Below are 24762 nucleotides of genomic sequence, written 5' to 3'. Positions count from 1 at the left end.
GATTTTGTATGAGTAAAAAACGCAAGAAAATAAAAAATGAATCGATAGTCGATAGCGATAATGTCTTGCTAAAACCAGCGGGAAAGGTGCTGGCAGAGCTGATTCTGGAAAAAGAAGCGGCGTTTCTTGCTTCCTGGATGCATTTTAAAACGGCAGAAAATGATCTGGATGCATTACATAATATGCGTGTTGATCTGCGACGATTACGGGTGTGGGTAAAACTGACACGCGATGAAGTTAAAACCAATCAAAAAGCTAATAAACAGCTCAAGGCCCTGGCAAAGGCGAGTAACCCCTTACGAGATCATGAAGTGATGCTTAGTTGGTTAGCTTTGGCAAAAAATCAGATTGGAGGGGTGTCCGCCCTCGATAACCTGATTGAATATGGCAAACAGGCTTATAAACAACAGTCAACGCAACTGATTTTTTCTACTAAGCAGTCACTTGCACCACAACCCAAACAAAAAATCAGTGTCGGTTTAGAGCAATGGCTTGAAAAAACCGTGGAGCAGCGTATTAAGTTGATTGATCAACTTTTACATACGGGGATGGGGGACGCTCACCTCGCGCGAATTGAAATCAAATATTTACGCTATCTGCTCGAACCCTTCAGTAGTAGCGTTAAAAACTCAAAAGAGCTGGTAAGCTGGTGCAAAGAGGTACAAGAAATATTGGGTGATTTTCACGATTTGCAGGTTTTTCGAAGCCACCTGCCGGATTTTGCTCGATGGGTCATCGACCATGAGTTGGTAGAAGTTACTTTATCATCTGGAAAACAGAGCAGAGCTATTACAAAGGTTTTTGCGAATGCTCGCGAATCAATAATTGCTCTATCCGGCTGGCAGGATCAGGAACTCTCTCGTCAATGGTTTAAATGGCTGGACCGGCGGGATAATTATCTACTTCTGCTACAAACGCTTCGAAAAAATCAAAATTCAACCCACTTGGTTTGAGCTTTAAAAATGTGTCCAATAAAGTTTTTACTGTAACCCATCAAGTGTAGCCTGGATCTGAGTTCAGGCAATTTCCGATAAAAATAGTAATTCACTTGATTATCAAAATAGATTTGCTAGGAGAAAACCATGGATCCCTTACCTGAAAATAGCGGCAGTTGCCTTTGCGGTTCTGTAAAAATCAGTGCAAAACCAAAAAGTAATCATGTTGGGGCCTGTCATTGTGATATGTGTCGGAAGTGGGGTGGCGGACCATTTTTAGTGGTTGAATGTGAAGACGATGTGCATTTTGAAAGTGACAGGGATATCGGTGTTTACAGTTCATCCGATTGGGCCGAGCGGGGCTTTTGTCAGCAATGTGGCACACACCTGTTTTACCGCTTCAAGCAAGGTGGTTTTTATGCCATTCCAGTAGGATTGTTTGATGAAAAGGAAAAATGGCAATTGGCTGAACAAGTTTTTATTGATAATAAACCCGGTTATTACTCGTTTGCCGAAAAGACCAGAAACTTCACCGAAGCAGAGATTATTGCTCAATTCAGTGACAAGTGACTGAGCAATAAATCCTCTGCTTTTATTAAACAACCGGTTGTTCTGACGTTTGTAAAATACTCATCCAGATTTTCCACTGATATTGCATTTTGTTTTAGTCATACTATATTTCGTCTACAGCTTCGACACACTCCGGTAAGGTTTGTCCACCATCCACTACCATTTGCTGGCCAGTGATATAGGCCGCTTCATCGGAAGCAAAAAACAATGCCGCATTGGCGATATCTTCTACGGCACCAAGTCGTTTTAATGGAATCGCTGCGGCCATGCTGTTGAGATAATCTTCTCCCAGACTGGCTAAACCTTCAGTAACAATATTGCCGGGCATAACGGCATTAATGGTGGTGTTGTAACGGGCCAGTTCCATCGCTGCAGTTTTCATAAAGCCTAGTTGACCCGCTTTGGTCGCGCCATAATGTGCCCAACCCGGGTAACCGGTAATGGGGCCTGTTATCGATGAGGTGACCACAACGCGACCTTTACCCAGTTTTTCAAAGTGTGAGATACAGGCTTTGACACACAGAAAGGTGCTTTTCAGATTGGTCGACATGATGTCATCCCACTCTTCGGGGGAGAGGTCGACAATTTTCTTTTGCGGGAAGGTGCCGGCATTGGCGCAGAGAATATCGACAAGTCCAAACGTGTTTGCTGTGTGTTCAACCAGTGCCTGAACCTGATCCCAGTTTGAGACATCACATAAATAATATTCAGCGTTGCCACCCGCTGCTTTGATTTCTTCGACGGCCTCTTTTGCTGCGCTCTCGCCACGGGCAGCAATCATCACGTTGGCTCCTTGCTTAGCAAATACACTGGCAATCCCTTTACCAATCCCTTTTGAGCCACCAGTAACAATAACCGTCTTGTCTTGAATGGATGTGAGCATGTAATACCTCCAGAAGTTGATTGAATCAATTAAAGGTATTTTTAGCATAAATCTTTTTCTTTGCAACAAAAATATTGCAAGTCGGACATTTTGGCGTTATAAATAATTTCACCACTGTTTATCTGGGTTTGAGTTATGACCGGTTTATATAACAACGATTATCTGCAGCAATTGACTGGGGAGGTCGAAAAATTACTGGGGCATTGGAATATCAATGAAACCGCTAATATCTCGCTGCTGACGGTTTCTGAAAATGCCACCTTTATGGTGACCGATGAAAAAAACGATCAACGTTTTATTATTCGTGTACATCGCCCTGAATATCATTCCAAAAATGAAATTCTTTCCGAATTACGCTGGATTCAATCGCTACGTGAGCAAGCATTGCTCAACACCCCAGAACCGTTAACCCGTCGTGATGGCTCAATGGTGGCTTCATTCAATGATGATGGAGTGGAACGTTATGTGGTGGCTTTCGAGTTTATGCCCGGTAAACAGCCGAATGAAGATGAATCACTGATCGAGGGTTTCGAGATATTGGGGGCAACCTCGGCCAGATTGCATCAACATGCAAGACAATGGTCTTTACCGGAAGGTTTTACCCGTAAAAAATGGAATTTTGACAGTGCTTTCGGAGCAAATCCTTTATGGGGAGACTGGCGTGATGCACCGGGGCTAAACAAAGAAGGGCAAGCGGTATTAGAACAGTTATACGAAGTGCTGGAAGCAAAATTACAGCACTATGGTGAAAGCCCGGATCGCTTTGGTCTGGTGCACGCCGATCTACGATTAGCGAATTTGCTGGTCGATGATAAACAGCTAAGTGTGATTGATTTTGATGATTGCGGGTTTAGCTGGTTTATTTATGATTATGCTTCAGCCGTTTCTTTTCTGGAAACCTCACCTTTATTGCCAGAGTTGGAACGTGCCTGGGTACGTGGTTATAAATTGATAGCGCCGTTATCTGCCGAAGATGAAGCGATGATTTCAACCTTTGTGATGTTTCGGAGATTGTTGCTGACCGCCTGGGTGGCAAGTCACCCTGAAACAGAAACCGCTGCTGAAGCCGGTTATGAACAATTCACCTTCGGCACCATTGAACTGGCAAAAAAATATCTGCAGCAACAGACTGAAGATCGTAATGGATTAACTGAAAAACGCATTCTGGATATGAATGCCTTTGAAGCCAATCAGGGCAAACATCAGCAAAATGTGACGCGGCGTTTGAATAATCTGGGAGCTGCCTCAGTGTTGTTTTACCAGGAGCCTATTGAAATGGTTTCGGCTCAGGGAGCCTGGATGCAGGCTTCTGATGGCAAAAATTACCTCGATTTTTACAATAATGTGCCATGTCTGGGCCATTGTCATCCCAGGGTGGTTGAGGCGGTCTCAAAGCAAATTGCTACGCTAAATGTGCATACCCGCTACCTGATTTCGGTAGTGGATGATTATCTTGAATCGTTAAAGGCCACTTTGCCTGACTCTATTACCAATATTGTAATGACCTGCTCGGGCAGTGAGGCCAATGATCTGGCTATGCGTCTGGCAAAACAGGCTTCAGGTGGTGAAGGTTTTATTGTCACTGAAGATGCCTATCACGGTAATACCAGTTTGGTCACCGAGGTGTCACCGTCAATTATCAAACAGGGTAAGTTGCCGGATCATGTTGTGGCAATACCGGCCCCATCTGTTGAGGTATATGGTGACGATATTGAAGCCGGCTTTGCTGCAAAAGTCACTGAATCCATTGAGCTTTTATGGGAACGAGGATATAGAGTCGCGGCTTTATTAGTCGATACCATTTTTTCATCAGACGGTATCTATACCGAGCCCAGAGGTTTTTTAAAAAAGCTGTGGATGTGGTGCATAACGCTGGTGGCGTATTTATCGCCGATGAAGTGCAGCCTGGCTTTGCCAGATTAGGTGAAACCTTCTGGGGCTTTGAATTCCACGGGGTAACACCGGATATTGTGACGATGGGAAAACCGATGGGTAATGGTTTTCCAATGGCGGCGGTTGCCACTAGATCAGAATATCTTGATAGTTTTTGTGCTGATGTCGGTTACTTTAATACCTTTGGGGGGAATCCGGTTGCCGCTGCTGCCGGACAGGCTGTTCTCGATACAATCAAACAAGAGAACCTGCAGGAAAATGCCCGGAAAATGGGGCTTTATTTAAAAACGCAGTTGAGCTCTATCATTAAACAATCCGCTTACGTTAATGAAGTGAGAGGGCAGGGACTGTTTCTGGGAATCGATATCGGCAAACGAGATAATAAACACGTTCCCGATCCTGTTAAAACCAAACAGGTAATTAATGATTTAAAAACGGCAGGTGTTTTGATTGGAGCGGCAGGACGATTTGGTGCCACCTTGAAATTAAGACCATTGTTAACCCTGAGGCAATCAGAAGCCGATTTCTTTTTGGAGGCGTTTTCCCAGCAGGTTTAATATGCATCGGCAACAAGCATTATTGGAGCGGCGCCTCAATAATTTTAACCTGTTCGCTGGATAATGCTTTTTTCAATGGCCCACTGGGTTTTTGATCAGTGACTAAATGGTCAATTTCATTCCACTTTGCATACCTTGCCGTTGCCATGCGATCGAATTTGCTGTGATCAGCGACAACCATGTTGTGACTGCTTTGCCGAATCATCTGTTGATAGACATCTGCCGCATCAACTATCGCATCTGTTGGGCCGGTAGGTGCTAGACCACTAGCCCCCAAAATCGCCCAGTCAGCAGTGTAATTTGCCAGAAACTGACAAGTCACCGAACCATGGGTAGCGCCTTCTTCTGCATGATAAACACCTGGCGCCATGATCACCTTAATGGTCGGATTAAATGACAACACCGTGGCGACGCCAAAAGAATGGGTAATAACCGTAATATTGCTCATTTCATAAGCGATACGTTTGGCAACTTCAACCGTGGTTACCCCTGAACCTATCATGAGTACTTTGGCATCTTTTAAGAGTGGAGCCGCTTTTTTTCCAATCGCTGCCCGTTCAGCCAGGTTGGTTTTATGCCGTTCATTGAGTACCGGCTCAACCGCCTGACGCAATAAGGCTCCACCATAAGTGCGGCTGATCAGATTTTGTTCGGCCAATTCTTCGAGGTCACGCCGAATGGTTTCTGTGGTCACGTGTAATGCCGAAGCTAATTCACTAACGCGCATTGATGGATGAATTGTCAGTTCATCAATAATTGATTTATGGCGCGCAGCTTTTTTCGTGACATGACTGGTACTCATTGTTGATGGCTGAAAGGTACCATATTCGTCAGTGATTTCGTACATTCACCGCTGCGGCAATAGCTGTTATTTACGAAGATCACTCGCACAATAAATGCCCTTATCTAATGCGAGGCATTAGCAACAAAAAACTGACCTGTGATCATTAGAATACAAAGCGTGGCACCAACATAAGGTACCCATAATGGAACACTGAAACCGTTATGGGTTGGTCGCTGCTTTTTAAGGCGAATCAGCGCGAAATTTGATAAGGCAAATACTATCAGGATAATGAATGATGTGGCTTGTGCTAATTTTTCGGTTGGCAGAAACGTTACTAGTAAAATGATAATAAAAACAATGAGTAATGTGGCCATTAATGGTGTATGGGTATGATGGTTGATGCGTGACAGCCACTTTGGAACCCCATTGAGATGCCTGCCCATATCATGAAACACTCTTGAAGCCATCACAATCTGAGCCAGTGCACCATTAACAATAATAAATAACGAAAGTGCGCCCAAAATATTTCCTGAATAACCTTCTGCTTTCATGACATCAACCAATGGTGCTTTAGAGTCAGCAAGTGCTTCAGCAGATAAGGTCAGTACTGCGCCCATCGAGACAGTAATATAAAAGAATAAAGAGACAATCAAAGCAAACAAAATGGCCAAAGGCATGGCTTTACTGACATTTTTAGCTTCTTCGGAGACGTGAACAATATCTTCAAAACCAATATAGGCATAAAAAGCGAGAAAAGCCCCCAGAACAATACCACTCAAAGCAGTGGTGCTGGATAAAGGTTGTGCTTCAGAAAGTCGACCCGGCAATTCCGAAAAATTACCAGCGGTTACCACGAGTATGATGATTAACCCCGACAGGCCTGCAACAGTGGTGATCCCCATAAACCATGCCGTCCCCTTCATGCCAACAGCGGCAATAGCACCGAGTAACAGAACCAGGCCAATCATCAATGGAAGCTCCGGCCATGATAGAAAAATCTGGAAATATCCCGCAAAACCTGTAGTGATAGTGGCCGCTGAAACAATGCCGGTAGCGGCAATCATCCAACCCGTGGTTATTGAAAGCCATCTAGAGCCAAAAGCGGTACTTACATAGGCAACCGGACCACCACTTCTGGGCACTCGAACAGCCAGTTCAGCAAAAGAAAAGGCAGTAAACGCCGCCACTATGGATGCAACTAAAAAAGTGAGCGGGGCATAGATTCCGGCTTTACCAGCAATCTCGCCTATCAATACATAAATTCCAGCGCCCAATATGGTTCCCAGACCATATAAAGCAAGAAGCGGTGCGGGGACGTTTCGCTTTAATTCTGCATCAGTAGTTTTGTTCATCTAATAGTTTTCCAACAAGAAATGAGTTGAGTCTGGGGGGGATAGGCAGATCTCAGCTAAGCGTTTATGGATGTTCAAGAACCTATCATGAGTAAAACCGGTTAGCAAAATGGCTAAAAAGCAATAAATGATATTTTCCTGTTATTTATTATGTTTTATTCCGTATTCATATGTAGTGATGGAGGTTTATTCTGCAAGACCTTTACTGGCTGATTGCCCAACTTGAAATAAAAAAGTGAAACCTTTATGAGTGAGAGAGATAAGGCCTTTTTTGATAGAGCAGATGCTTTTATCAAACTGGCTAATGAGCAAATGGAGAAAAGCGTAGAGGCCGGTGAAGTAAGTGCATCGTTTATGTATGGATTAGCCAGGTACAGTGCGTGGTTTAGCGCATCTGGCTGGACCAATGCCAGGGATATGGCGGATGCACGTGATGAAACTGTCGATTTTTTTGTGAATGAATATCGGCGGATGTTGGAATTGAATATGGATGATTATATTCAGAATTTCAACAATTACGTTCAGGCCTCTGAACAATTGCAAAACAAAGGGTAAGTGTTCGCTTACCCTTTTTATTATGACCCAGCTGAGGTCAGTTTTCACCATGGCTTTGACCGCCCTTTACGGTCTGCACTCATAACTGAGTTTTACTCCAGCTCGTTATTTTTATGCGTTAATCAGCGATATACCGTGTTCGGGAAAACCGGGCAGAGTTCGGTTAATTTAAAACCTTGAGTTCATCGCCTCAGACTTTTCAGATGAATTCTCATCATCGACCAAATCGTTGTAGTATTCAGTTTCATCCACGCGATCATTTCATAGATGATTTACCTTGTTTTGGGCGAATAACGTAAGGTCTGACCATGAGAATATATTTATCTTTTTGCACTGCATTGGTTTTACTTAGTGGTTGTGATGCTGCTGAGCCGGTAATGGTTTATGAGAGTCGCAATGCGCTGCAATGTGAAACCACAGGAATCTCACCCGCCGACAGTGCAGCGAAATTAGCAGCCGAAAACATTGCGGTGACTGAAACATATTGTGGACGGAGAACCGGTGTTGTCTATCCAGCAGCTTGTGGGATGGGAACAGGCACTATCCTGATTCATCAGATAGCTGAAGCAGAACTGGTTACGGCGAGAAATATTGGCTTTCAGGAAGTATCTGAACTGGTAGATCTCGACGCAGGTACTGGCTATGAATTCGTGGATTGTGAAGATGAATAAAGGCCCACTGCAAATTCGTTAACAGTTTTTGTCAGCAACTAAAAAGTAAATCGATGCCAAACCGAATTACACCTATATTTTATCTTTTATTGATACTGCTGTTACTGGTGGCAGGTATCGTAATGCTGACGAAGATCGAAGAGGTGCCGGATTCAGCACCATCTGTTGCTGATACCAGCACCACAGAGGTAATTGAGCAGTCAAGATCGATGCCGAATATTTACATCGATCAGATTATTGCGCCTGCTAACGCTGAAAACCGCAAGGAGTTGTATGCCGATTTACTGACTATCTGCCAGGAAGAGGGCGTTTCAATCAAGGCACTGACGGATACTGAAATGTCACAACTGGGTACGATTCGTTTGCAACGCTGGATAGATGAAAACAGAACAGCCTATCGTCTGGAATCATGGGATTATCAGCTGGAAGAACCACAACAGCAACCGCATTGCCACTTTCAGCTGATCAGTAGTGGTCGTCATGTCATGATAGATGCGGAGGGACTGACAGGGATCAATCTGAATGATAATCAGCCTTATGAGATTGCGCCACTAACCAATATGGATGCCAGTTTGTTGTTACGTTCTCCAGCGCGACAAGACAAAATATCGACTGGTCAACTGAGAGAAGTCGCTGGTCAGCCATGTGTTGAATCCACTATTGCCGATTATGAAGAAGCGATAACATGTACATGGACTGGAGGTGTTGCATGGGGTTTTGAACCGGAATCAGATGGTATCGAGTCGGTTTCAGATACGCATCACTATGCCTTATTCAGATCGATTGTTCTGCAGCAGGATCCGGCTGGAAATGTGTTGGATAAAATCAGTACGGTGACTTTCAACATTGGTGACAAACTTGATGAGGCAGCGATGCAACCTGTCCCTGCAACAGCGTCTCCTGCTGAGCAGCCGTAACCCTGAATCTTCCTGCTGTTAACACTTTTTTAACGTGGCACTGTCAAGATGAGACTATTTTGACATATTGGGCGATTCAGTTATTTCGCTGTCGTTTTATGTTTAAATGCATTCGGTTTCAAACCTTGTCGAAAAATGACACTCTATAACGACTATGTCTTTACAAAACGTAGTGAAGGAAACGCAAGTGATGGAAAATCACATCATTGATGTGCGCAATCTGAGTAAAAAATATCCTTCCGGATTTCACGCTTTAAAGCAGGTCAATCTGCAAATCAAACGTGGTGAAATATTTGCCTTGTTAGGTCCTAATGGCGCAGGTAAAACCACGCTGATTAGTATTATCTGTGGCCTGGTCAATGTGGACGAAGGACAGGTAGTGGTAGGTGGCTTTGATGTGGTTAAGCAATATCGGCAGGCGCGTAAACAAATTGGTCTGGTGCCACAGGAATTAGCGATTGATGTGTTTGCCTTTGTCTGGAATACCATGGTGTTCAGCCGTGGTGTGTTTGGTAAGCCGCGTGATGACGCCTATCTGGAAGAAATTTTAAAGGCATTGTCGTTATGGGATAAACGCCATGCCAAAATTCAATTTCTGTCCGGTGGTATGAAACGTCGTGTGTTAATTGCCAAGGCCTTGGCACATGAGCCGGAAGTTTTATTTCTCGATGAACCGACCGCTGGTGTCGATGTGGAGTTACGCCGTGATATGTGGCGTCTGGTGGAAAAGCTACGCCAGCGAGGCACCACTATTATCCTTACTACCCATTACATTGAAGAAGCCGAAGAAATTGCTGATCGGATTGGCATTATTAATCATGGTGAAATTCTGCTGGTGGAAAACAAGCAGGATTTAATGAAAAAACTGGGACGCAAGCAACTTATCCTGCAATTACAGCACCCGATTACACAGCTCCCAGATGAGCTTAACGGGTTTGTTCTGCAACTCGGTGAGAATGGAAAAACGCTCACTTATGACTATGTCGATAATCAACCGACCAATCATGTGACGGAGGTGCTGGCGGCGATCCATCGCTCAGGCATCGAGCTAAGTGATGTGCAAACCAAACAAAGTACACTGGAACAGATTTTTGTCAGCTTGGTGGAGGATACAAAATGAATTGGTATGCCATTAAAGCCATTTATTTATCCGAGCTTCATCGCAGCTGGCGTACCCCGTTACAAAGTATTGCCTCACCTGTTTTATCTACCTCGCTTTATTTCATTGTGTTTGGTTCAGCAATAGGTTCGGCGATGACTGAAATTGGTGGCGTCAGTTATGGTGCCTTTATTATTCCGGGTTTAATCATGCTGATGGTATTAACTGAATCCACTTCCAATGCTTCATTTGGTATTTATATGCCCAAGTGGTCTGGTGCTATCTATGAAGTTTTGTCCGCCCCGGTGTCAGCTTTTGAGATTGTAGTGGGATATGTCGGTGCGGCAGCCACCAAATCGATTATTCTGGCAATGTTGATTTTGCTCACCGCCAAATTATTTGTGGATTACTCGATTCTGCATCCGTTATGGATGCTGCTGTTTCTGGTATTGACCTGCATTACCTTCAGTATGCTGGGCTTTATCCTGGGTGTGGTGGCGGATGGTTTTGAAAAATTACAGGTCATTCCATTGATGGTCGTTACCCCGCTGGCGTTTTTGGGCGGTACATTTTATTCAATCAGTATGTTGCCGGAGTTCTGGCAGAAAGTGACCCTGTTTAATCCTGTGGTCTATCTGGTAAGCGGATTTCGCTGGAGTTTTTATGGCACGGCAGATGTCAGCATGACATTGAGCCTGGTGATGATTTCCACTTTTCTGATTATGTTTATGGTGTTTATCTGGTGGATATTTAAAACCGGTTATAAGGTAAAAGTCTGATAAATGGTTTGAATTCATTTCTTTACAGCTAGTTGAATTAGTTTATAGCGCCTTAACCTTCACTGCCATAGCTGGTCCAGATGTTTGAAATGCCATTTTGAGGGATCTTCTGGACCCTCAATGGTGTCCTTACAACTGGGCAAAGCGAGATCGATGACCTGTATTTGAATGGGCGCTTTTGAACGTAATGAAAAAAAGACTTTCACTTTGGGTTTTACCAGTGATGTCACGCCAGGTTCAATCACCACGGCCAACCTCTGGGAGGCGAGACGTACTAATGATCCAACAGGATAAATGCCCACCATCTTTACAAAAATATTGAAAATTTGTTTATCAAAATGACCTTCCCATTTTGCCATTTCCCGAATGGTTCCAGCAGGATCCCAGGCTTGTTTATAAGCGCGTTCAGACGTAACGGCATCATAGACATCACAAATGGCTGCCATACGGGAAAACAATGAGATTTCCTCACCTAAAAGTCTATTCGGGTAGCCCATACCGTTGATTTTCTCGTGATGATGTAAAGCGATATCGATGATCTCTGGTGCGGCACCTGAGTTTTCTAATAGCTTGGCTCCGGCAGCTGGATGCTTTTTCATGATGTTGTATTCTGCGTCAGAAAGCTTTCCAGGTTTGTTCAGTATTTCCAATGGCATCAGGGATTTACCCAAATCGTGCATTAAGCCGCCTACACCAGCCAGCTTAACCTGATCTTCCTCCAAGTTGAGTTGGCGAGACAACGATATCATCAATGCACAAACAGCTAATGAATGCATGTAGGTATAGTCATCATGGGTTTTCAGACGAGCGACACTGAGTATGGCCGCTGAGTTTCGCTGTACCATTAAATCAATTTCATTCACTAGCGGTAAAGTTGTCTGCGGATCAATTGCTTTGCCGAGCCGGGCATCTTTATACATTGCCATAACCTGTGGTTTAGCATCATTAAAGAGTCGACGTGCGCGATTAATATCGTCTTCCATTGAAGATTCAACGACGCTTTGATTTTCAGTGGCTTGGGATGTTTCTATAGGATTCTCTGGGGATTCTTGCGTAGGGGATGGCATTAAGGTAACTGTATTTTGTAAAGCGTCACCTTTTTCCTCATCGATCCAGACATCTGTAATGCCTGCTTCAAGAATGCTTTTAATATCTTCGGAATTGGTTAATAAAAAACTGCTGCGAAAAAATGGATGCTTTAACCATGAACCACCCAGTTTTTGTATATACATGCCCAGTCGGAGATCAGTTGAGGCAATGCGTCTAATCAAAGTTTAATACCTTTCTTGTGTTCATTTTTGAGCGCATTGTATATAGCTTATATGTGAAAAAAATGTGTTTTATCACCAATTTTTTTGTTTTAGCGGTAATTTCAGGAAAATCCCTGGCACCATGATTCGGTATCCTGGATCAAGGATGACCATCAGTGGGGGGATGGTATCACTTTGAACGTTTTGTGAGAGCATTCTGAATGACTATTTTAGATGCTGTCGTTGTAAGACTGAATTCAGCAGTTTACAACGTTAGAATAGACGCAGAGAAATGATGGTGCTACTTTGGGAATGCAATACAAGGCAGGTTTTATCTATGTCGCCACGACTCTGGCAAATATTTATTGCTAAGCAGTCTGAATGATGAAAAGTTGTATTAATACAAACATAACAATAGATATTAATTACCGATGGATAGAGAGATGCAAAAAGATAGTCAACACAGCGAAACGGAATTGGAAAATCTCTTAAAGCAATCAATCGCGGAAGGATTTGTAGAGGTTCCTATCCTGCCGGAAATTGCGAATAAAGCTTTTATGCTGGCCAATAATAAAGAGTCAGATGCTAGTCAGATGGCCCAGTTAATTCAAAGTGATCCCTCACTGGCCGGTCATGTGATGCGTATTGCCAATTCCGCAGCTTATACGCCGATGGCCAATCTGACTTCGTTGCAACAGGCCATTGCCCGACTGGGCATGACAACTATCAGTGAAATCGCCATTAGCGCCGTCATCAATGCAAAATTATTTAATACTCCGGGGTATGAGGACTATGCAGACCTTATTTGGCAACAGTCACTGGCGACATCACTGTGGGCTAAGGAGGTTGCCAGCCATTGCAACGTGAATGTTGAAGTGGCTTTTCTTGCGGGATTGATTCATTCAATTGGTCGCCCAGCCGTACTCCAAACGCTGATTGATCTTGCCGAGCAACGCAATTTGCCTTTGAACGATGAAATTGTTCATCAGCTGGAAGATAACTATTGGCTGATAGTTTCGCAGATGATCGTTATTCGCTGGCGTATGCCGGCTTTGGTCATTGAGACAATTCAGCATATTGAAACACCATCGACTGACAAAGAGGCAGGTCAATTGGCAGCAGTTGTAAACATGGCAAGATATGCTGCTGATGCTATGCTGAATGATGAGTTGGCGGATAATTTTCCTCAGGCAGCCATCGATATTGTTGAATTTGAGTCAGCAGATATTCAGAAATTATTAACCAAGAAGGAACAGATCAGCGAACGACTCACACAGCTGATGGCTTAATCATTGTGATTTCGGTATTCGTTTTTTAACGCCACATAATTCTGGCAAGCATAGTGAAAATAGTTCAGTTCGTCTTCAGTTAGCGGTCGAATTTGTTTAACTGGCGAGCCCAGATAAAGATATCCGGATTCAAGTTTTTTCCCCGGTGGCACTAAGGAGCCGGCACCGATAACCACTTTGTCTTCCACGACAACACCATCCAAAATGGTCGACGACATACCCACCAATACCTGATCACCGATTGTGCAGCCATGCAGCATCACCAGATGACCGATGGTGACATCATTGCCAATAATAAGTGGATGGCCTTCGGGATTAAACTCACTGGCATGTGTAATATGCAGACAGGAATTATCCTGAATACTGGTGCGAGCACCTATTCTGATACGATGCATATCGCCACGAATCGACACAAGCGGCCAGACTGAGCTGTCATCGCCAATTTCAATATCGCCAATCAGTGAGGCCGTATCATCAATCCAGACCCGTTGACCCAGTTTGGGACTGTTGCCTCGAAATGCTTTGATGACCATCAGACTAACTCAGCAGGGTTATACCGCATAACACCAGTAACGCGACATTCGCCAACAGGCCAATCATGAAAAACCAGGTTCTGGGGCTGGGGTTTTGTTCTGTGGCAATTGCGTAATAAAGGACCATGTGAAGAATACGGGCGATGGCAAATACCCAGACGAAAATACCCGTCCAAAAGCTATTGGCTCCGATAAGAACCGCCATAAAAGTCGTACCGAGCATCAGTGGAAGATTTTCCAGTGAGTTCATAAACGTGCGATGTGCTCTGAACACAAAGGATTCATGGCTGAGGTTTTCCGGAATTTTGCCTGGAATAGCACCAGCTTGGGAAGCTTTGGTTTTACTGGCAACAAACCATTGAATCAGCAACGTGAGCAAAATGATAAACAAGCCAAGAAAAGTCAGATAATAAATAACCCCCATAGTCATTCTTTGCCTCGTAAGTTAGTTTTGAGATTATCGGCTTCAGTTGGAATTTATTTTCCCTGACAATCGCCGACCCGTTCCGCTTTATAATCTGTTTTCATGATCATCGGACCTATCGGCGTATTCATTTCACTGGTCATCTTGCCTTCCAGGTGGGTGCCATGAAACGTAGCGTAACCTTTAAATACTGTCGTCATGCCTTCAACATTACAATTTGCGGCGAAATCCACTCTCTCCCGGGTGATATCTGTTTGCGTCACATCACAGCTCTTCGGAATATTCAGTACACTAATACCTTTATCTAACTGTGATTGGGTTAAACACTCCTGATTGTTACTGGTTTGAGGCGGGACATTCATTGGTCCTTCCATTGTCGAAATACTTTTGTATGACCATAAACCGGGTTTTAAATTTGGGGTTTCAGCCAAAGCGGGCAAAGCCAGGGCTGCAGTGATACATAAGGTTGAAAAATAAATGAAATAACGCACAGTGGTGTTCCCCTGATGTTTTGCTATGGTGGTCGTCATAAACTATGCCGATATTAAAGAATCTTGCCTGTGAGTGAGGGAGAGCGCAATAGCCTTAACAGGATCCAGATACTTATCCGTCTATTGGAATCAGTAGAATAATGCTGCTAGAGTGAAAATTATGCGTTTTACTGAAAGTAGTGTTGGTGTATTTTTTAATTATGTGTATACGCTTTTTTATACTTTCGAATATGCTGACGTCATTGAAAATAAGTCTTCCAGCTTGATAATGACTAAAGCTAAAAACAAGCGTCGCTAATATCGATTCGATTTTACATTGCTCAGGATTTGTTCTCGTATGATTGCATGATGATCTAAAACACAGAAGGGAGATAATTATTATGTCCTCGAAATATGTTTTAACTGATTTTCAACATTTACGTGATGAAATGGTTCGCAAGCAATTAATTAATCGAGATATAAGTTCTTCAAAAGTTCTTGAGGCCATGAGCGCTGTACCCCGCGAGCAATTTTTACCACTTGAAATGCGGGGATTTGCCTACGAGGATTCCCCTTTACCTATCGCTGAAGGTCAGACTATTTCCCAACCGTATATCGTGGCGCTAATGATAGACGCACTCAATTTGCAAGGTGGTGAACGGGTGCTGGAGATAGGTGTCGGCAGTGGCTATGCTTCGGCCGTCCTCGCTGAAATTGCCGATCAGGTTATCGGCATTGAGCGAATACCAACCTTGTCTGACCAGGCCAAAACAGTGCTTAAGCAGTTGGGTTATAACAATATTAAGATTATCAATGCGAACGGCACTATCGGCTATGTTGAAGCAGCTCCTTATGATGCGATTCTGGTCTCTGCTGGCGGGCCGGAAATCCCCACAACATTAAAAAAACAATTAAAAATAGGTGGTCGACTGGTCATTCCGATAGGAAACCGTCTGTATCAGCGGTTATTGCGAGTGACACGTATTGATGAAAACCAGTTTGATGAAGAGGTGATTAGTCAGGTTCACTTTGTGCCGCTGATCGGGCAGGAAGGCTGGAGTGATGATCTGAACACTTCCTCAACAAAGCGCAGCTCCAGCGCTAGTCTGTCTGCGGGCAAGGATCAGTCGGAAAATGCTGTTCGTCATAAAACGCAAACAATTGAAGCCTTAATTGCTGAGGCAGCACAACCAATCGATACAATCGAAACGGTGGATCTCAGTCCACTACTCGATCGAATTGGTGAGTCTCGTCTGGTGTTATTAGGGGAAGCCACCCATGGGACATCTGAATTCTATCGGTTCCGTGCCCGCCTTACCCAACAATTGATAGAGCAAAAAGGCTTTAATATGGTGGCAGTTGAGGCCGATTGGCCAGATGCTGCCCGTATCGATCATTATGTTCGTGAACATTCGACACCTCCTTCAGAATGGCGGGCATTTGCGCGTTTTCCGACGTGGATGTGGCGCAATACGGATATGCAGGAATTTGTCGAATGGCTGCGTCGACATAATGCCATGCAAGCTAAACCAAATTTAAAAGTGGGTTTTTACGGACTCGATCTGTACAGCATGTTTTCATCAATTGATGAGGTGATTAACTATCTTGAAGCAGTGGATCCCCAGGCTGCAGAAATTGCTCGTGAACGTTATGGTTGTTTAACACCATGGCAATCGGATCCAGCCACTTATGGCCGAGCAGCTGCTTCGGGAGAATATAACAAGTGTGAAGATTCCGTGGTGGATATGCTGGTGAGCATAATGGAAAAACAGGCCGAATATATGGCAAACGATGGGGAGAGCTTTCTGGATGCGATGCAGAATGCCCGATTGGTGGCCAATGCCGAAGCTTACTATCGCAGCATGTATAAAGGTTATACCTCTTCCTGGAATATGCGCGACAGCCACATGTTTGACACCATCTGCTCCCTGTTGGATTTCAAACAGCAACATGATGAGAAGCCGGCGAAAATAGTGATCTGGGAACATAATTCTCATATTGGCGATGCCCGTGCTACCTCAATGTCAGCGAGAGGCGAGCATAATGTGGGGCAGTTATGCCGCAGTAAATTTGGCGACGACGCTTACCTGATCGGTTTTGGTACGCACGGGGGAACTGTGGCGGCTGCTGATAACTGGGGTGAATCAATGCAAGTAAAAACCATTCGTCCATCAATGGAAGGCAGTTGGGAACGTGTTTGCCATGACACCGACATTCCAGCCTTTATGCTCGGTCTGCGTAAACCTGAATCCAAGGAATTGAAAAAACACCTGCTTGAAGAGCGACCAGAGCGGGCTATTGGAGTGATTTACCGCCCACAAACCGAATTAACCAGCCATTATTTTCAAGCACGTCTCAGAAAACAGTTTGACGAATATATTTGGTTTGATCAGACTGAGGCCGTTACTCCACTGGATTATGAAGCGATGCAGGGTATGCCTGATACCTATCCTTTCGGTTTATAAAACATCTGCTCATACTGACAGATCGGGGTGGAGCCAAGGTGCCAGTGCATTGCTTCATGTAGACGACGACTTACAGACAGGCCACCTTTACAGGAGTACCCGTTTGCAATTGTAGGGATTCAGGTTCTAAAAAAACCAATTAATGGAGGGGGCAATGAGTGAGTTTGTTAAACCCGCAGCTGAATGGATAGCAGCGATTATCGAATTGTTGGGCGTGAGCATAATACTCGTTCTCGCTGTTTATGCTCTGACATCAGCCATTTATCAGCTGACACGGAAAAAAAATGAAATTGAATTCATCTACCGTCAAACACGACAGCGTCTTGGACGAGGTATTCTGCTGGGACTCGAGTTTCTAGTAGCTGCCGATATTATTCATACCGTGGCGGTTGAGCTAACCTTTAAAACAGTAGGAGTTTTAGCCATTATCGTCGTTATTCGGACATTTTTAAGCTTTACGTTAGAAGTTGAGCTTACGGGAAAATGGCCGTGGCAGGAAAACGGTAACAAATAACTTTACGGTATTAATGTCGAATGCTTAAAGCTTGCCAATAATGCCGTGACCAATAGGTATTTTTAAGGCTGGAAATCATTACGCCCCGGGTAGTCGATGCATGTAAAAATTTATGGTCTTCCAGATAAATACCGACATGACGACCATTACGGAAAAATACCAGATCACCAGAACGTAGTTCAGCCCTGGGTATCTTTCGCCCGCTACGAATTTGCTGGTCGGTACTTCTGGGTAAATCGATACCAAACAGATCACGAAAAGTGATTTGTACAAAGGCAGAGCAATCGATCCCTGAGCGACTTATGCCTCCCATGCGATATGGTGTGCCATGCCATTCGTTATGCTGTTGATATAGCAGCAACATCGCCTGAATTTCATCATAATATTGAGCATCAGTCTCAGTTTGAAAAATGTGAGCTCTGTCTGGTGATTTGCTCGAAAATTTGGGGGCCGTTCCACAGCCCGAAAGCATGACAAACATTGGCAAAAAAACTATGCAAAATCGCCAATGTAACGTCATAAAAAATTTGTAATGTATTCTGATCATTAAATGTATGGCTTCAAATTCTTAACTATTCACATAGATTAAAAACCATATAGTTCTATATTTACAGGATATTTTCATGTTTTTTGGCTAAATAACGGAAAAAGGGGGAGGATGTCTATTGAAAATATGATTAATTCTCTTCTAACACAATGTTAATCTCTCAAAATGAATGGCTGTTGTGTCGGCTTCACAAGACAAATTTTACTATGTTTAGGCAGAAATTTTAGCGCTGTCATAATTTTGCCATGAACTATCAGTAGGTTTTAACTACCAACACTCTATTTGCTGCACAGACAAATCTGTTTATATTTAGTGACTTGAAAAAGGTAATTGAATGACGGATAAATTTGCTGAATTAACGCTGCTAATCCTCATAGTTGGAGCAGCTCTTGCCTTATTTTCCAACATGAGTAAGCGATCTTTTTTAAATGATAATCATTGGAATGGTGAAATTGTTGCACTGACAATTATTACGCTGATCAGTATGGTTAGTTTTCCACTGATTGATGCCACGTTGCCCTGGCTGGAATTTGCAGATCTGCGATATTATAATGAAATAGCATGGCTAGGCCTTATAAAGGGCATTTTAGGATTATGGCTACTACATAGAGCTGTTCGTGATTACAGTGATATAGGCGAACCGCAGAAAAAATTTGTGGCTAAAGGAATTTATCGATTTATACGCTATCCGTTTTATTCTGCGCTTTTAGCCTTGGTTCTTGCCCAGCTTCTGTTAACACAGAATTGGCTGGCCGGCTTGGCCGGTTTAATCACATTCGCTTTGGTTTATTGCTTAAGAGTGCCACGTCAAGAAGAAGATGGGCTTGAGAAATATGGACATCATTATCTTGAATATATGTCGCAAACGGGGGATATCTGGCCAAGGCTCCCTTTTAAACACTAAAGTTGGGATAATATTTTCTTCAGCCTGGATGGCTATAGAAACCAATGAATTTAAAAACTGTTATGGAAAACAGTAATGCTTAATATTCGTCCGCTCTCTAGGGAGCGTTTAGCTTCCCTGATGGAAAATGCGACTGTCATTGAAGCGGACAAAAAAGGTATTAAAGTGGCAGTTTTGCCTGATGGGCAATACTTAAAATTTTTTTACCGCAAACGCTTTCTAAGTAGAGAGCTACTTGCACCAGCAGCAGTTAAGTTTGCCCGCAATGCTTATCATCTGACACAACTCGACATTCCTACATTGCAAGTAAAGGCTTTGCATCGCATTATCGGCGAAGCCCACACTGTAGCTATATACTCTCCCTTACCCGGACGTACCTTACGAGACATTGTTAACTCCAATGAAGCGGATGCAAATTTGATGTATCGCCTGGGAGTGTTTTTGGCGAGGGTACAGCGTCAAGGGATATATTTTCGTTCAATTCATCCGGGAAATATTATTGTAAACGGGATGGATTTTGGGCTTATCGATATTCTTGATATGCGTGTCCATTGGTGGTCTTTAAGTCGCTGGGCGAGACGTCGAAACTGGCGACATTTTTTCCGCTATCCTCATGAGTGGGAAAATCATGGAGACTTGATCCAAGCGCTTATCAAGGGCTATCGGCATTCTGCCGATCTGCCTTTGCGCGAGCTGAATTGGTTAGAACGAATTATTGGTAAACTTATTTCTATCTGATTTTTAGCCCTAACCAACTTATCGGTCAGATAAGGCATTTTTGCGTAAAATGCCCACACATGACGATCCTAAATAAAGCTTCCAACGAATATGATGTAATCATCATCGGTGCCGGTGCGGCTGGATTGATGTGCGCTATTGCTGCTGGTCAGCGTGGCCGGCGTGTGCTGGTAATTGATCATGCCAATAAAGTCGGCAAGAAGATCCTGATGTCTGGTGGCGGACGCTGTAACTTCACCAATATGTACTCCGCTCCGGAAAACTTTATTTGCAGCAACCCTCACTTCGTTAAATCGGCATTGAGTCGGTATACACCCTGGCATTTTATTGAATTGGTCGAGAAACATCAGATTGCATATCACGAGAAAAAACTGGGGCAGTTGTTTTGTGATGAGTCATCGAAAGAAATCGTACAGATGTTGCTGGCAGAGTGTGCATCGACTGGGGTGAAAATTATGACTGATACGCCGGTTAAGGTGGTTGAAACCGGTGGTCAAAAATTGCTAGAAACCCCTCAGGGTAAATTACAGTGTGTATCGCTGGTGATTGCAACCGGAGGATTGTCGATTCCCAAAATGGGAGCAACCGGTTTCGGTTTTGAATTAGCCAGAAAACTTGATATCCCGGTGTTGCCCACACGAGCAGGGCTGGTACCAGTGGTGTTGGATGATCATAAACTCAAACCGCTTGCGGAGCTTAGTGGTATTTCATTGGATACCATCACAGAGGCTAATCAAAATTCATTTCACGAGAATATTCTGTTTACTCATCGTGGTTTGAGCGGTCCTGCCATATTACAGGCATCAAGCTATTGGCAGCCTGGCGAGACACTGAAAATCGATATGTTTCCTGGAATTGAATTGGCCGGTTATTTAGCTGAAATGCGTGTTGAAAAATCCAAAACAGCCCTGAAAACCATTCTTGCCGAAAAACTGACCCGCCGGGTAGCCCAGCTTTGGTGTGATCAGTGGCTTGAAGATAAACCGGTCGGTCAGCTTTCCGATGCAGATATCGAACATGTTGTATCACAGTGCCAGCCCTGGACATTGAAGCCATCCGGTACTGAAGGTTATCGAACGGCTGAAGTGACATTGGGCGGTATTGATACTGATGCATTATCTTCCAAAACGATGGAGTGCCGTAATCATCCGGGACTATATTTTATTGGGGAAGTGGTCGATGTTACCGGTCATTTGGGAGGGCACAATTTTCAATGGGCCTGGGCTTCAGGCTATGCCGCTGGACAGTTTGTCTGAAGAATATTGTCAGAAGTTTGAGACCCTATCTAAAAAAAGTTAATGTTCTATAACGAAAAGTTGCTTTCAACAGTGATTGAAATCGTTTATCACTATCACACTTATTCAATTGCAGGAGAGCACCATTGCTGGAATTTCTGACAGACGCTCAGGTTGTTACCGTGTTAGTGACCGCACTGGTGGTGGGACTGGTTGTGGTTTTTCATTATGAAGTGATTCAGCAATTGAATCGTTGGTGTCCGAATCATCCTTCCAGGACTGCAAAGCACCGTCACCGGCCGATTATATTGGCTACTATGTTTGTTTTGTTATTTGCACATATCATTGAAATCTGGTTATTTGGCGTGGCCTTTTGGGGTTTACTGAGTCAAACGGGGTATGGGTACATCAGTGGCTATGAGCATATTAGCCTGTTAGATAGCGTGTATTTCTCTGCCGCCACCTATACCACGGTTGGTTGGGGCGATTTGGCCGCTACCGGTCATATTCGATTTCTCGCCGGTACAGAAGCCTTAGTGGGCTTTATGATGATTACCTGGTCAGCTTCTTTCAGCTATCTTATTATGGCGCGGGCCTGGGGGAGTGAAAACGATTAAAATTAGCTAGAAAAATTAAGTATGTTATTTCAACTGTTCTGAAGAATAGTAATTTTTAAGGTGGTCGCTTTCTTTTCCTGCATAATTCTATTTGCTTACGTAGAAAGCTTCAGGAAGCTGATTTATTTTCACCTAAAACAAGCAAGGCTGTTTTGTCTGGATAATGATGGGTGGCCTTAGATAAGATTCTGTTCCGATTGATAATTTAGAATACGACAAAGATAAATTAAGGCTTGCGATACGCTTAAAACTGTGAAATATTTCACAAAAAAGTTTTAAGGATGCGACTGATGCGTATCGAACTTTTCCTATCAGATGTTGCTGGACCCTGATGGTTCATCACACATCATTTTGGCTGAGTAGCCTGCTTTCAACGCATTGGCTATGCCGTCGTTACACACACCCATTTCACCCCATTGTCTGTCAGGACAATCCATCTATTGCGTTTTTTCCCTATTCTTTGAAAAGGAGTTCTATAAATGAACCCTAGAAAGCTCTACGTGATTCTGATGCTGGCGGGTATGGCATTGCTGTTGTTATCCCTGGTGTGGTTTTTTGTAGCCTATGCTTCCACTTTAGATACCATGAGCCGTTATGGTGATAAGGATGTCACTTTACAGTTGATGGCTTGCATCTATTCCACACCGCCGATTTGTCAGGGAGCAGCATTTTTAGGTGATGGTCCGGCTTATAGTCCCATGTTGTTTTGGCTGGGGCTGCTTTTGTTTATTGCTGGTGTGATTGTATTTTTTGCGTTGAATAAACAGATAAACCAAACGTCTTTTGACCCTAAAACAGGGCAAAGCATTACCAGTGACAAACTCTTGGGATTTATCGCGAGAGAAAAATACACCTACTACACTTATATTCTTTTTCTGGTGGGGGCCGGCGGTGGGTTGTTATTACCGCCTCTGGCCATAGCGGCATTACTTGGTTTTGTATTGGCAGTGTTAGGTTATTTTCTCTATCCACAACAGTTAACCAGTTTGGATAAAAACCATCTCGCCGCGCTAAGTGTGGTGTATCTCGCATCGACCTTTTTGCTTTTCCTGACTATTGGCAGTGCTTTATTTATTCTGATCGCGCTGGCACAACTTGTTTTGTATTACATCGGTTTTAATAGTTATCGGCTTGGCCACTTTATCAATATGAATAACCTTAAAGAAGAAGCCATCCTTGCATTTAAACCGATACGTGAGCGTTTTTCCTCTGGCGAGAAAGGCTAATTTTGTCGTTTTTAATGATCGAGTATTAGAGGTAGCTTTATGAAAACTTTAAAAAGCGTATTGCAACCATTCAATTCCACACGTCTAATCCCTTTGCTATTGGCGATAACACTCACGGCCTGTGGTTCTGATTTTCAAGAAGGCGCCTATGTTGATCCACAATATGGCACAGGCTATGAATTTAATGCGGAAGGTCAGGGCCAGTTGATTGGTGGCGTTCCGGGCTCATATAGCTTTACTTATAAAGTGGATAGCGATGAAGTAGTAACGTCTGGTGATATCAATCTCACCTTTAAACGCATTGATGCTAAAACCCTGGAACGACCTGATGGCACCCGGCTAATCCTAAAAGAAGATTAAGTCTCATGGAGGTCAGCATGGAAGCTGTTATTCAAATCACAGGTTTGCTGATTTGAGCTGGGTTTTTTCTTCAAATCGTTGGATCCGCCAGACGAAGAAAATGCCAGTGACCATGACCGCTGCTGCCATCCATAATGCTGAAAGATAATTACCGGTCAGCGTGGATAAATACCCCGCCAAAGCGGGGGCGATAAGTTGAGCGATGCCATAACTTATCGTCAGTTTGGCCATGGCTTTAGCGGGGTTATGTGGAAATTTATGCCCGACATAGACCAGCATCAGGCTGACAATTCCAGCAAAGGTGGCACCAAATAACAACGCGCCAATCACATTGAATAGCAGCGATTCACTGAATAAGGGAATCAGGATAGAAAGCAATATAATCGAATAAGCGGCGATGATGGCACTTGTCTCACCAATGCGCTCAGCCACTTTGTCCCAGATTATGCAGGATGGAATGGCGGCTACCCCCAGCATTATCCAGATAAGATTGCCATGTCCCGACAAACTGGGCATCTCTTCCAGAATCGCAACAATAAATGTCGCACTGATAACATACCCCACGCCAGCACAGGCATAAGCTGCGATCATTAATCGCATCCATTTATTGTTGGGCGCTGCAAAATCAGCAGTGGGAGCCTGTTGCGTTGCAGGTGCCGGCATCAGAAACCAGGCGGGCAGGAAAAATAAAATACCGAAAAGCCCCATGATCAGCCATTGCTCAGCCCAATTGAAATAGGGCGTTATCAGAACAATAACGATCCCAGGTATCGCAATACCGAACCCTAAACCGGAAAAATGAATACCTAATGCTGATTTGTAACCATTTTGTTTGAGCCAGCCCATCACAAATCCTGCTGCCAGAATTATTCCCGCAGTACTGGTCAGGCCACCAATAAAGCGCAAAATACTCCATAAAACAATATCCGTGGTAACAGCCATTAAGACCGTACTTAACACCGCCAGAATCAGGTTGATTCGGTAGAACAGGAACTTGATTTTGAGGCTGGTTAAAAATGAGATCAACACCACGCCTGACAGGTAACCAATGTAATTAAATGTGGCCAGCCAACCTCCGCTTAATGTGTCCAGTGAGGTTTCATTTAACATGATAGGCAAAAAAGGCGTGTAGGCAAAACGGGCAATGCCGACGGTTAAAATCAAAGCACAGATCCCAGCCAGAATGACCTGATGT

The 24762-nt window shown here is 43.8% G+C and carries 25 protein-coding genes and 1 pseudogene; 17 read left to right on the top strand and 9 right to left on the bottom strand.

The annotated features are described in order from the left end of the window. Nucleotides 1-8 precede the first annotated feature (8 nt). On the top strand, nt 9-953 hold the full coding sequence (locus AC08OG_RS12785) for a CHAD domain-containing protein (RefSeq protein WP_292353524.1): 945 nt from the start codon (nt 9-11) through the stop codon (nt 951-953). Between the two features lie 129 nt (nt 954-1082). Further along, entirely contained in the window at nt 1083-1505 is a 423-nt protein-coding gene (locus AC08OG_RS12780; RefSeq protein ID WP_482929680.1) for a GFA family protein, read from the top strand. A gap of 103 nt (nt 1506-1608) precedes the next feature. Here AC08OG_RS12780 and fabG read toward each other — a convergent pair whose 3' ends face one another. After that, complete coding sequence (fabG, locus tag AC08OG_RS12775) at nt 1609-2388, bottom strand: 3-oxoacyl-ACP reductase FabG (protein WP_482929679.1); 780 nt, start codon at nt 2386-2388, stop codon at nt 1609-1611. 135 nt (nt 2389-2523) lie between these two features. Between fabG and AC08OG_RS12770 the strand changes: the two are divergent. Further along, nucleotides 2524-4838: pseudogene (locus AC08OG_RS12770) on the top strand (aminotransferase class III-fold pyridoxal phosphate-dependent enzyme). 19 nt (nt 4839-4857) lie between these two features. Here AC08OG_RS12770 and AC08OG_RS12765 read toward each other — a convergent pair. Next, complete coding sequence (locus AC08OG_RS12765) at nt 4858-5685, bottom strand: DeoR/GlpR family DNA-binding transcription regulator (protein ID WP_482929678.1); 828 nt, start codon at nt 5683-5685, stop codon at nt 4858-4860. 59 nt (nt 5686-5744) lie between these two features. Further along, nucleotides 5745-6974, bottom strand: a complete 1230-nt coding sequence (locus tag AC08OG_RS12760) for an APC family permease (protein ID WP_292400330.1) — start codon at nt 6972-6974, stop codon at nt 5745-5747. 246 nt (nt 6975-7220) lie between these two features. Here AC08OG_RS12760 and AC08OG_RS12755 point away from each other — a divergent pair, with 246 nt between their 5' ends. The 5 genes from AC08OG_RS12755 (at nt 7221) to AC08OG_RS12735 (ending at nt 10995) form a co-directional block, all read left to right on the top strand. Continuing rightward, complete coding sequence (locus tag AC08OG_RS12755; protein ID WP_292353530.1) at nt 7221-7529, top strand: DUF3144 domain-containing protein; 309 nt, start codon at nt 7221-7223, stop codon at nt 7527-7529. A gap of 308 nt (nt 7530-7837) precedes the next feature. Beyond that, complete coding sequence (locus AC08OG_RS12750) at nt 7838-8200, top strand: putative periplasmic lipoprotein (protein WP_482929677.1); 363 nt, start codon at nt 7838-7840, stop codon at nt 8198-8200. 53 nt (nt 8201-8253) lie between these two features. Then, entirely contained in the window at nt 8254-9117 is an 864-nt protein-coding gene (locus AC08OG_RS12745) for a hypothetical protein (protein ID WP_482929676.1), read from the top strand. 190 nt (nt 9118-9307) lie between these two features. Then, nucleotides 9308-10237: an ABC transporter ATP-binding protein gene (locus AC08OG_RS12740; protein WP_292411465.1), complete on the top strand. Its 930-nt coding sequence runs from the start codon at nt 9308-9310 to the stop codon at nt 10235-10237. After that, nucleotides 10234-10995: an ABC transporter permease gene (locus tag AC08OG_RS12735; protein ID WP_439504092.1), complete on the top strand. Its 762-nt coding sequence runs from the start codon at nt 10234-10236 to the stop codon at nt 10993-10995. Before AC08OG_RS12740 ends, AC08OG_RS12735 begins: the two co-directional genes overlap by 4 nt. Nucleotides 10996-11054: 59 nt before the next feature. Here AC08OG_RS12735 and AC08OG_RS12730 read toward each other — a convergent pair whose 3' ends face one another. Continuing rightward, nucleotides 11055-12266, bottom strand: a complete 1212-nt coding sequence (locus AC08OG_RS12730) for a cyclic di-GMP phosphodiesterase (protein WP_482929675.1) — start codon at nt 12264-12266, stop codon at nt 11055-11057. 422 nt (nt 12267-12688) lie between these two features. Here AC08OG_RS12730 and AC08OG_RS12725 point away from each other — a divergent pair, with 422 nt between their 5' ends. Next, nucleotides 12689-13534: an HDOD domain-containing protein gene (locus AC08OG_RS12725; RefSeq protein WP_292400313.1), complete on the top strand. Its 846-nt coding sequence runs from the start codon at nt 12689-12691 to the stop codon at nt 13532-13534. On the opposite strand, the gene AC08OG_RS12720 is transcribed toward AC08OG_RS12725, so the two are convergent. From AC08OG_RS12720 to AC08OG_RS12710, 3 genes are read right to left on the bottom strand one after another with little or no spacing between them, the layout of a single operon-like run. Beyond that, the gene (locus AC08OG_RS12720) at nt 13531-14067 is read right to left on the bottom strand and encodes a gamma carbonic anhydrase family protein (protein WP_439504094.1); all 537 of its coding nucleotides are present in this window, start codon (nt 14065-14067) and stop codon (nt 13531-13533) included. The two genes, AC08OG_RS12725 and AC08OG_RS12720, sit on opposite strands and share 4 nt — an antisense overlap. Nucleotides 14068-14071: 4 nt before the next feature. Beyond that, the gene (locus tag AC08OG_RS12715; RefSeq protein WP_292353538.1) at nt 14072-14497 is read right to left on the bottom strand and encodes an MAPEG family protein; all 426 of its coding nucleotides are present in this window, start codon (nt 14495-14497) and stop codon (nt 14072-14074) included. Nucleotides 14498-14544: 47 nt separating this feature from the next. Then, nucleotides 14545-15021: a DUF3617 domain-containing protein gene (locus AC08OG_RS12710; RefSeq protein ID WP_292400306.1), complete on the bottom strand. Its 477-nt coding sequence runs from the start codon at nt 15019-15021 to the stop codon at nt 14545-14547. A gap of 341 nt (nt 15022-15362) precedes the next feature. On the opposite strand from AC08OG_RS12710, the gene AC08OG_RS12705 reads away from it, so the two are divergent. Beyond that, nucleotides 15363-17426 carry a protein-L-isoaspartate(D-aspartate) O-methyltransferase gene (locus AC08OG_RS12705; RefSeq protein ID WP_482929674.1) on the top strand — a complete coding sequence of 688 codons (2064 nt, stop codon included), beginning with the start codon at nt 15363-15365 and terminating at the stop codon, nt 17424-17426. A 154-nt stretch (nt 17427-17580) separates the two neighbouring features. Then, on the top strand, nt 17581-17940 hold the full coding sequence (locus AC08OG_RS12700) for a DUF1622 domain-containing protein (RefSeq protein ID WP_292353541.1): 360 nt from the start codon (nt 17581-17583) through the stop codon (nt 17938-17940). A 10-nt stretch (nt 17941-17950) separates the two neighbouring features. On the opposite strand, the gene AC08OG_RS12695 is transcribed toward AC08OG_RS12700, so the two are convergent. Continuing rightward, complete coding sequence (locus AC08OG_RS12695) at nt 17951-18304, bottom strand: NlpC/P60 family protein (RefSeq protein ID WP_292353542.1); 354 nt, start codon at nt 18302-18304, stop codon at nt 17951-17953. Between the two features lie 517 nt (nt 18305-18821). Between AC08OG_RS12695 and AC08OG_RS12690 the strand changes: the two genes are divergently transcribed. The 6 genes from AC08OG_RS12690 to AC08OG_RS12665 all read left to right on the top strand — a co-directional run bounded on the left by AC08OG_RS12690 (nt 18822) and on the right by AC08OG_RS12665 (nt 23567). Beyond that, complete coding sequence (locus tag AC08OG_RS12690) at nt 18822-19391, top strand: methyltransferase (protein WP_439504096.1); 570 nt, start codon at nt 18822-18824, stop codon at nt 19389-19391. 75 nt (nt 19392-19466) lie between these two features. Continuing rightward, entirely contained in the window at nt 19467-20129 is a 663-nt protein-coding gene (locus AC08OG_RS12685) for a BUD32 family EKC/KEOPS complex subunit (RefSeq protein ID WP_292353544.1), read from the top strand. A 59-nt stretch (nt 20130-20188) separates the two neighbouring features. Next, nucleotides 20189-21385, top strand: a complete 1197-nt coding sequence (locus AC08OG_RS12680) for a BaiN/RdsA family NAD(P)/FAD-dependent oxidoreductase (protein WP_439504098.1) — start codon at nt 20189-20191, stop codon at nt 21383-21385. Between the two features lie 125 nt (nt 21386-21510). After that, complete coding sequence (locus AC08OG_RS12675) at nt 21511-21981, top strand: ion channel (RefSeq protein WP_292353546.1); 471 nt, start codon at nt 21511-21513, stop codon at nt 21979-21981. 479 nt (nt 21982-22460) lie between these two features. After that, nucleotides 22461-23207 (top strand): hypothetical protein, encoded by a 747-nt coding sequence (locus AC08OG_RS12670; protein ID WP_482929673.1) that lies wholly within the window; start codon nt 22461-22463, stop codon nt 23205-23207. Nucleotides 23208-23246: 39 nt separating this feature from the next. Next, the gene (locus tag AC08OG_RS12665; protein WP_439504100.1) at nt 23247-23567 is read left to right on the top strand and encodes a hypothetical protein; all 321 of its coding nucleotides are present in this window, start codon (nt 23247-23249) and stop codon (nt 23565-23567) included. Nucleotides 23568-23603: 36 nt separating this feature from the next. Here the strand turns inward: AC08OG_RS12665 and AC08OG_RS12660 are convergent, their stop codons facing one another. Then, nucleotides 23604-24731, bottom strand: a complete 1128-nt coding sequence (locus AC08OG_RS12660) for a YbfB/YjiJ family MFS transporter (protein ID WP_482929672.1) — start codon at nt 24729-24731, stop codon at nt 23604-23606. Nucleotides 24732-24762: the final 31 nt, after the last annotated feature.

The sequence above is a fragment of the Methylophaga sp. F7 genome, from assembly GCF_056863975.1.
The sequence above is the reverse complement of the archived record's forward strand: the minus strand, read 5'-3'. Positions and strand labels throughout refer to the sequence as shown.

Coding starts and splice junctions, on each gene's coding strand:
- AC08OG_RS12785 (WP_292353524.1), top strand. CDS start 9: ATGAGTAAAAAACGCAAGAAAATAAAAAATGAATCGATAGTCGATAGC.
- AC08OG_RS12690 (WP_439504096.1), top strand. CDS start 18,822: ATGACGGATAAATTTGCTGAATTAACGCTGCTAATCCTCATAGTTGGA.
- AC08OG_RS12735 (WP_439504092.1), top strand. CDS start 10,234: ATGAATTGGTATGCCATTAAAGCCATTTATTTATCCGAGCTTCATCGC.
- fabG (WP_482929679.1), bottom strand. CDS start 2,388: ATGCTCACATCCATTCAAGACAAGACGGTTATTGTTACTGGTGGCTCA.
- AC08OG_RS12780 (WP_482929680.1), top strand. CDS start 1,083: ATGGATCCCTTACCTGAAAATAGCGGCAGTTGCCTTTGCGGTTCTGTA.
- AC08OG_RS12765 (WP_482929678.1), bottom strand. CDS start 5,685: ATGTACGAAATCACTGACGAATATGGTACCTTTCAGCCATCAACAATG.
- AC08OG_RS12680 (WP_439504098.1), top strand. CDS start 20,189: ATGACGATCCTAAATAAAGCTTCCAACGAATATGATGTAATCATCATC.
- AC08OG_RS12695 (WP_292353542.1), bottom strand. CDS start 18,304: ATGTTGCTGCTATATCAACAGCATAACGAATGGCATGGCACACCATAT.
- AC08OG_RS12720 (WP_439504094.1), bottom strand. CDS start 14,067: ATGGTCATCAAAGCATTTCGAGGCAACAGTCCCAAACTGGGTCAACGG.
- AC08OG_RS12685 (WP_292353544.1), top strand. CDS start 19,467: ATGCTTAATATTCGTCCGCTCTCTAGGGAGCGTTTAGCTTCCCTGATG.
- AC08OG_RS12755 (WP_292353530.1), top strand. CDS start 7,221: ATGAGTGAGAGAGATAAGGCCTTTTTTGATAGAGCAGATGCTTTTATC.
- AC08OG_RS12665 (WP_439504100.1), top strand. CDS start 23,247: ATGAAAACTTTAAAAAGCGTATTGCAACCATTCAATTCCACACGTCTA.
- AC08OG_RS12705 (WP_482929674.1), top strand. CDS start 15,363: ATGTCCTCGAAATATGTTTTAACTGATTTTCAACATTTACGTGATGAA.
- AC08OG_RS12750 (WP_482929677.1), top strand. CDS start 7,838: ATGAGAATATATTTATCTTTTTGCACTGCATTGGTTTTACTTAGTGGT.
- AC08OG_RS12715 (WP_292353538.1), bottom strand. CDS start 14,497: ATGACTATGGGGGTTATTTATTATCTGACTTTTCTTGGCTTGTTTATC.
- AC08OG_RS12700 (WP_292353541.1), top strand. CDS start 17,581: ATGAGTGAGTTTGTTAAACCCGCAGCTGAATGGATAGCAGCGATTATC.
- AC08OG_RS12725 (WP_292400313.1), top strand. CDS start 12,689: ATGCAAAAAGATAGTCAACACAGCGAAACGGAATTGGAAAATCTCTTA.
- AC08OG_RS12745 (WP_482929676.1), top strand. CDS start 8,254: ATGCCAAACCGAATTACACCTATATTTTATCTTTTATTGATACTGCTG.
- AC08OG_RS12710 (WP_292400306.1), bottom strand. CDS start 15,021: ATGACGACCACCATAGCAAAACATCAGGGGAACACCACTGTGCGTTAT.
- AC08OG_RS12670 (WP_482929673.1), top strand. CDS start 22,461: ATGAACCCTAGAAAGCTCTACGTGATTCTGATGCTGGCGGGTATGGCA.
- AC08OG_RS12760 (WP_292400330.1), bottom strand. CDS start 6,974: ATGAACAAAACTACTGATGCAGAATTAAAGCGAAACGTCCCCGCACCG.
- AC08OG_RS12740 (WP_292411465.1), top strand. CDS start 9,308: ATGGAAAATCACATCATTGATGTGCGCAATCTGAGTAAAAAATATCCT.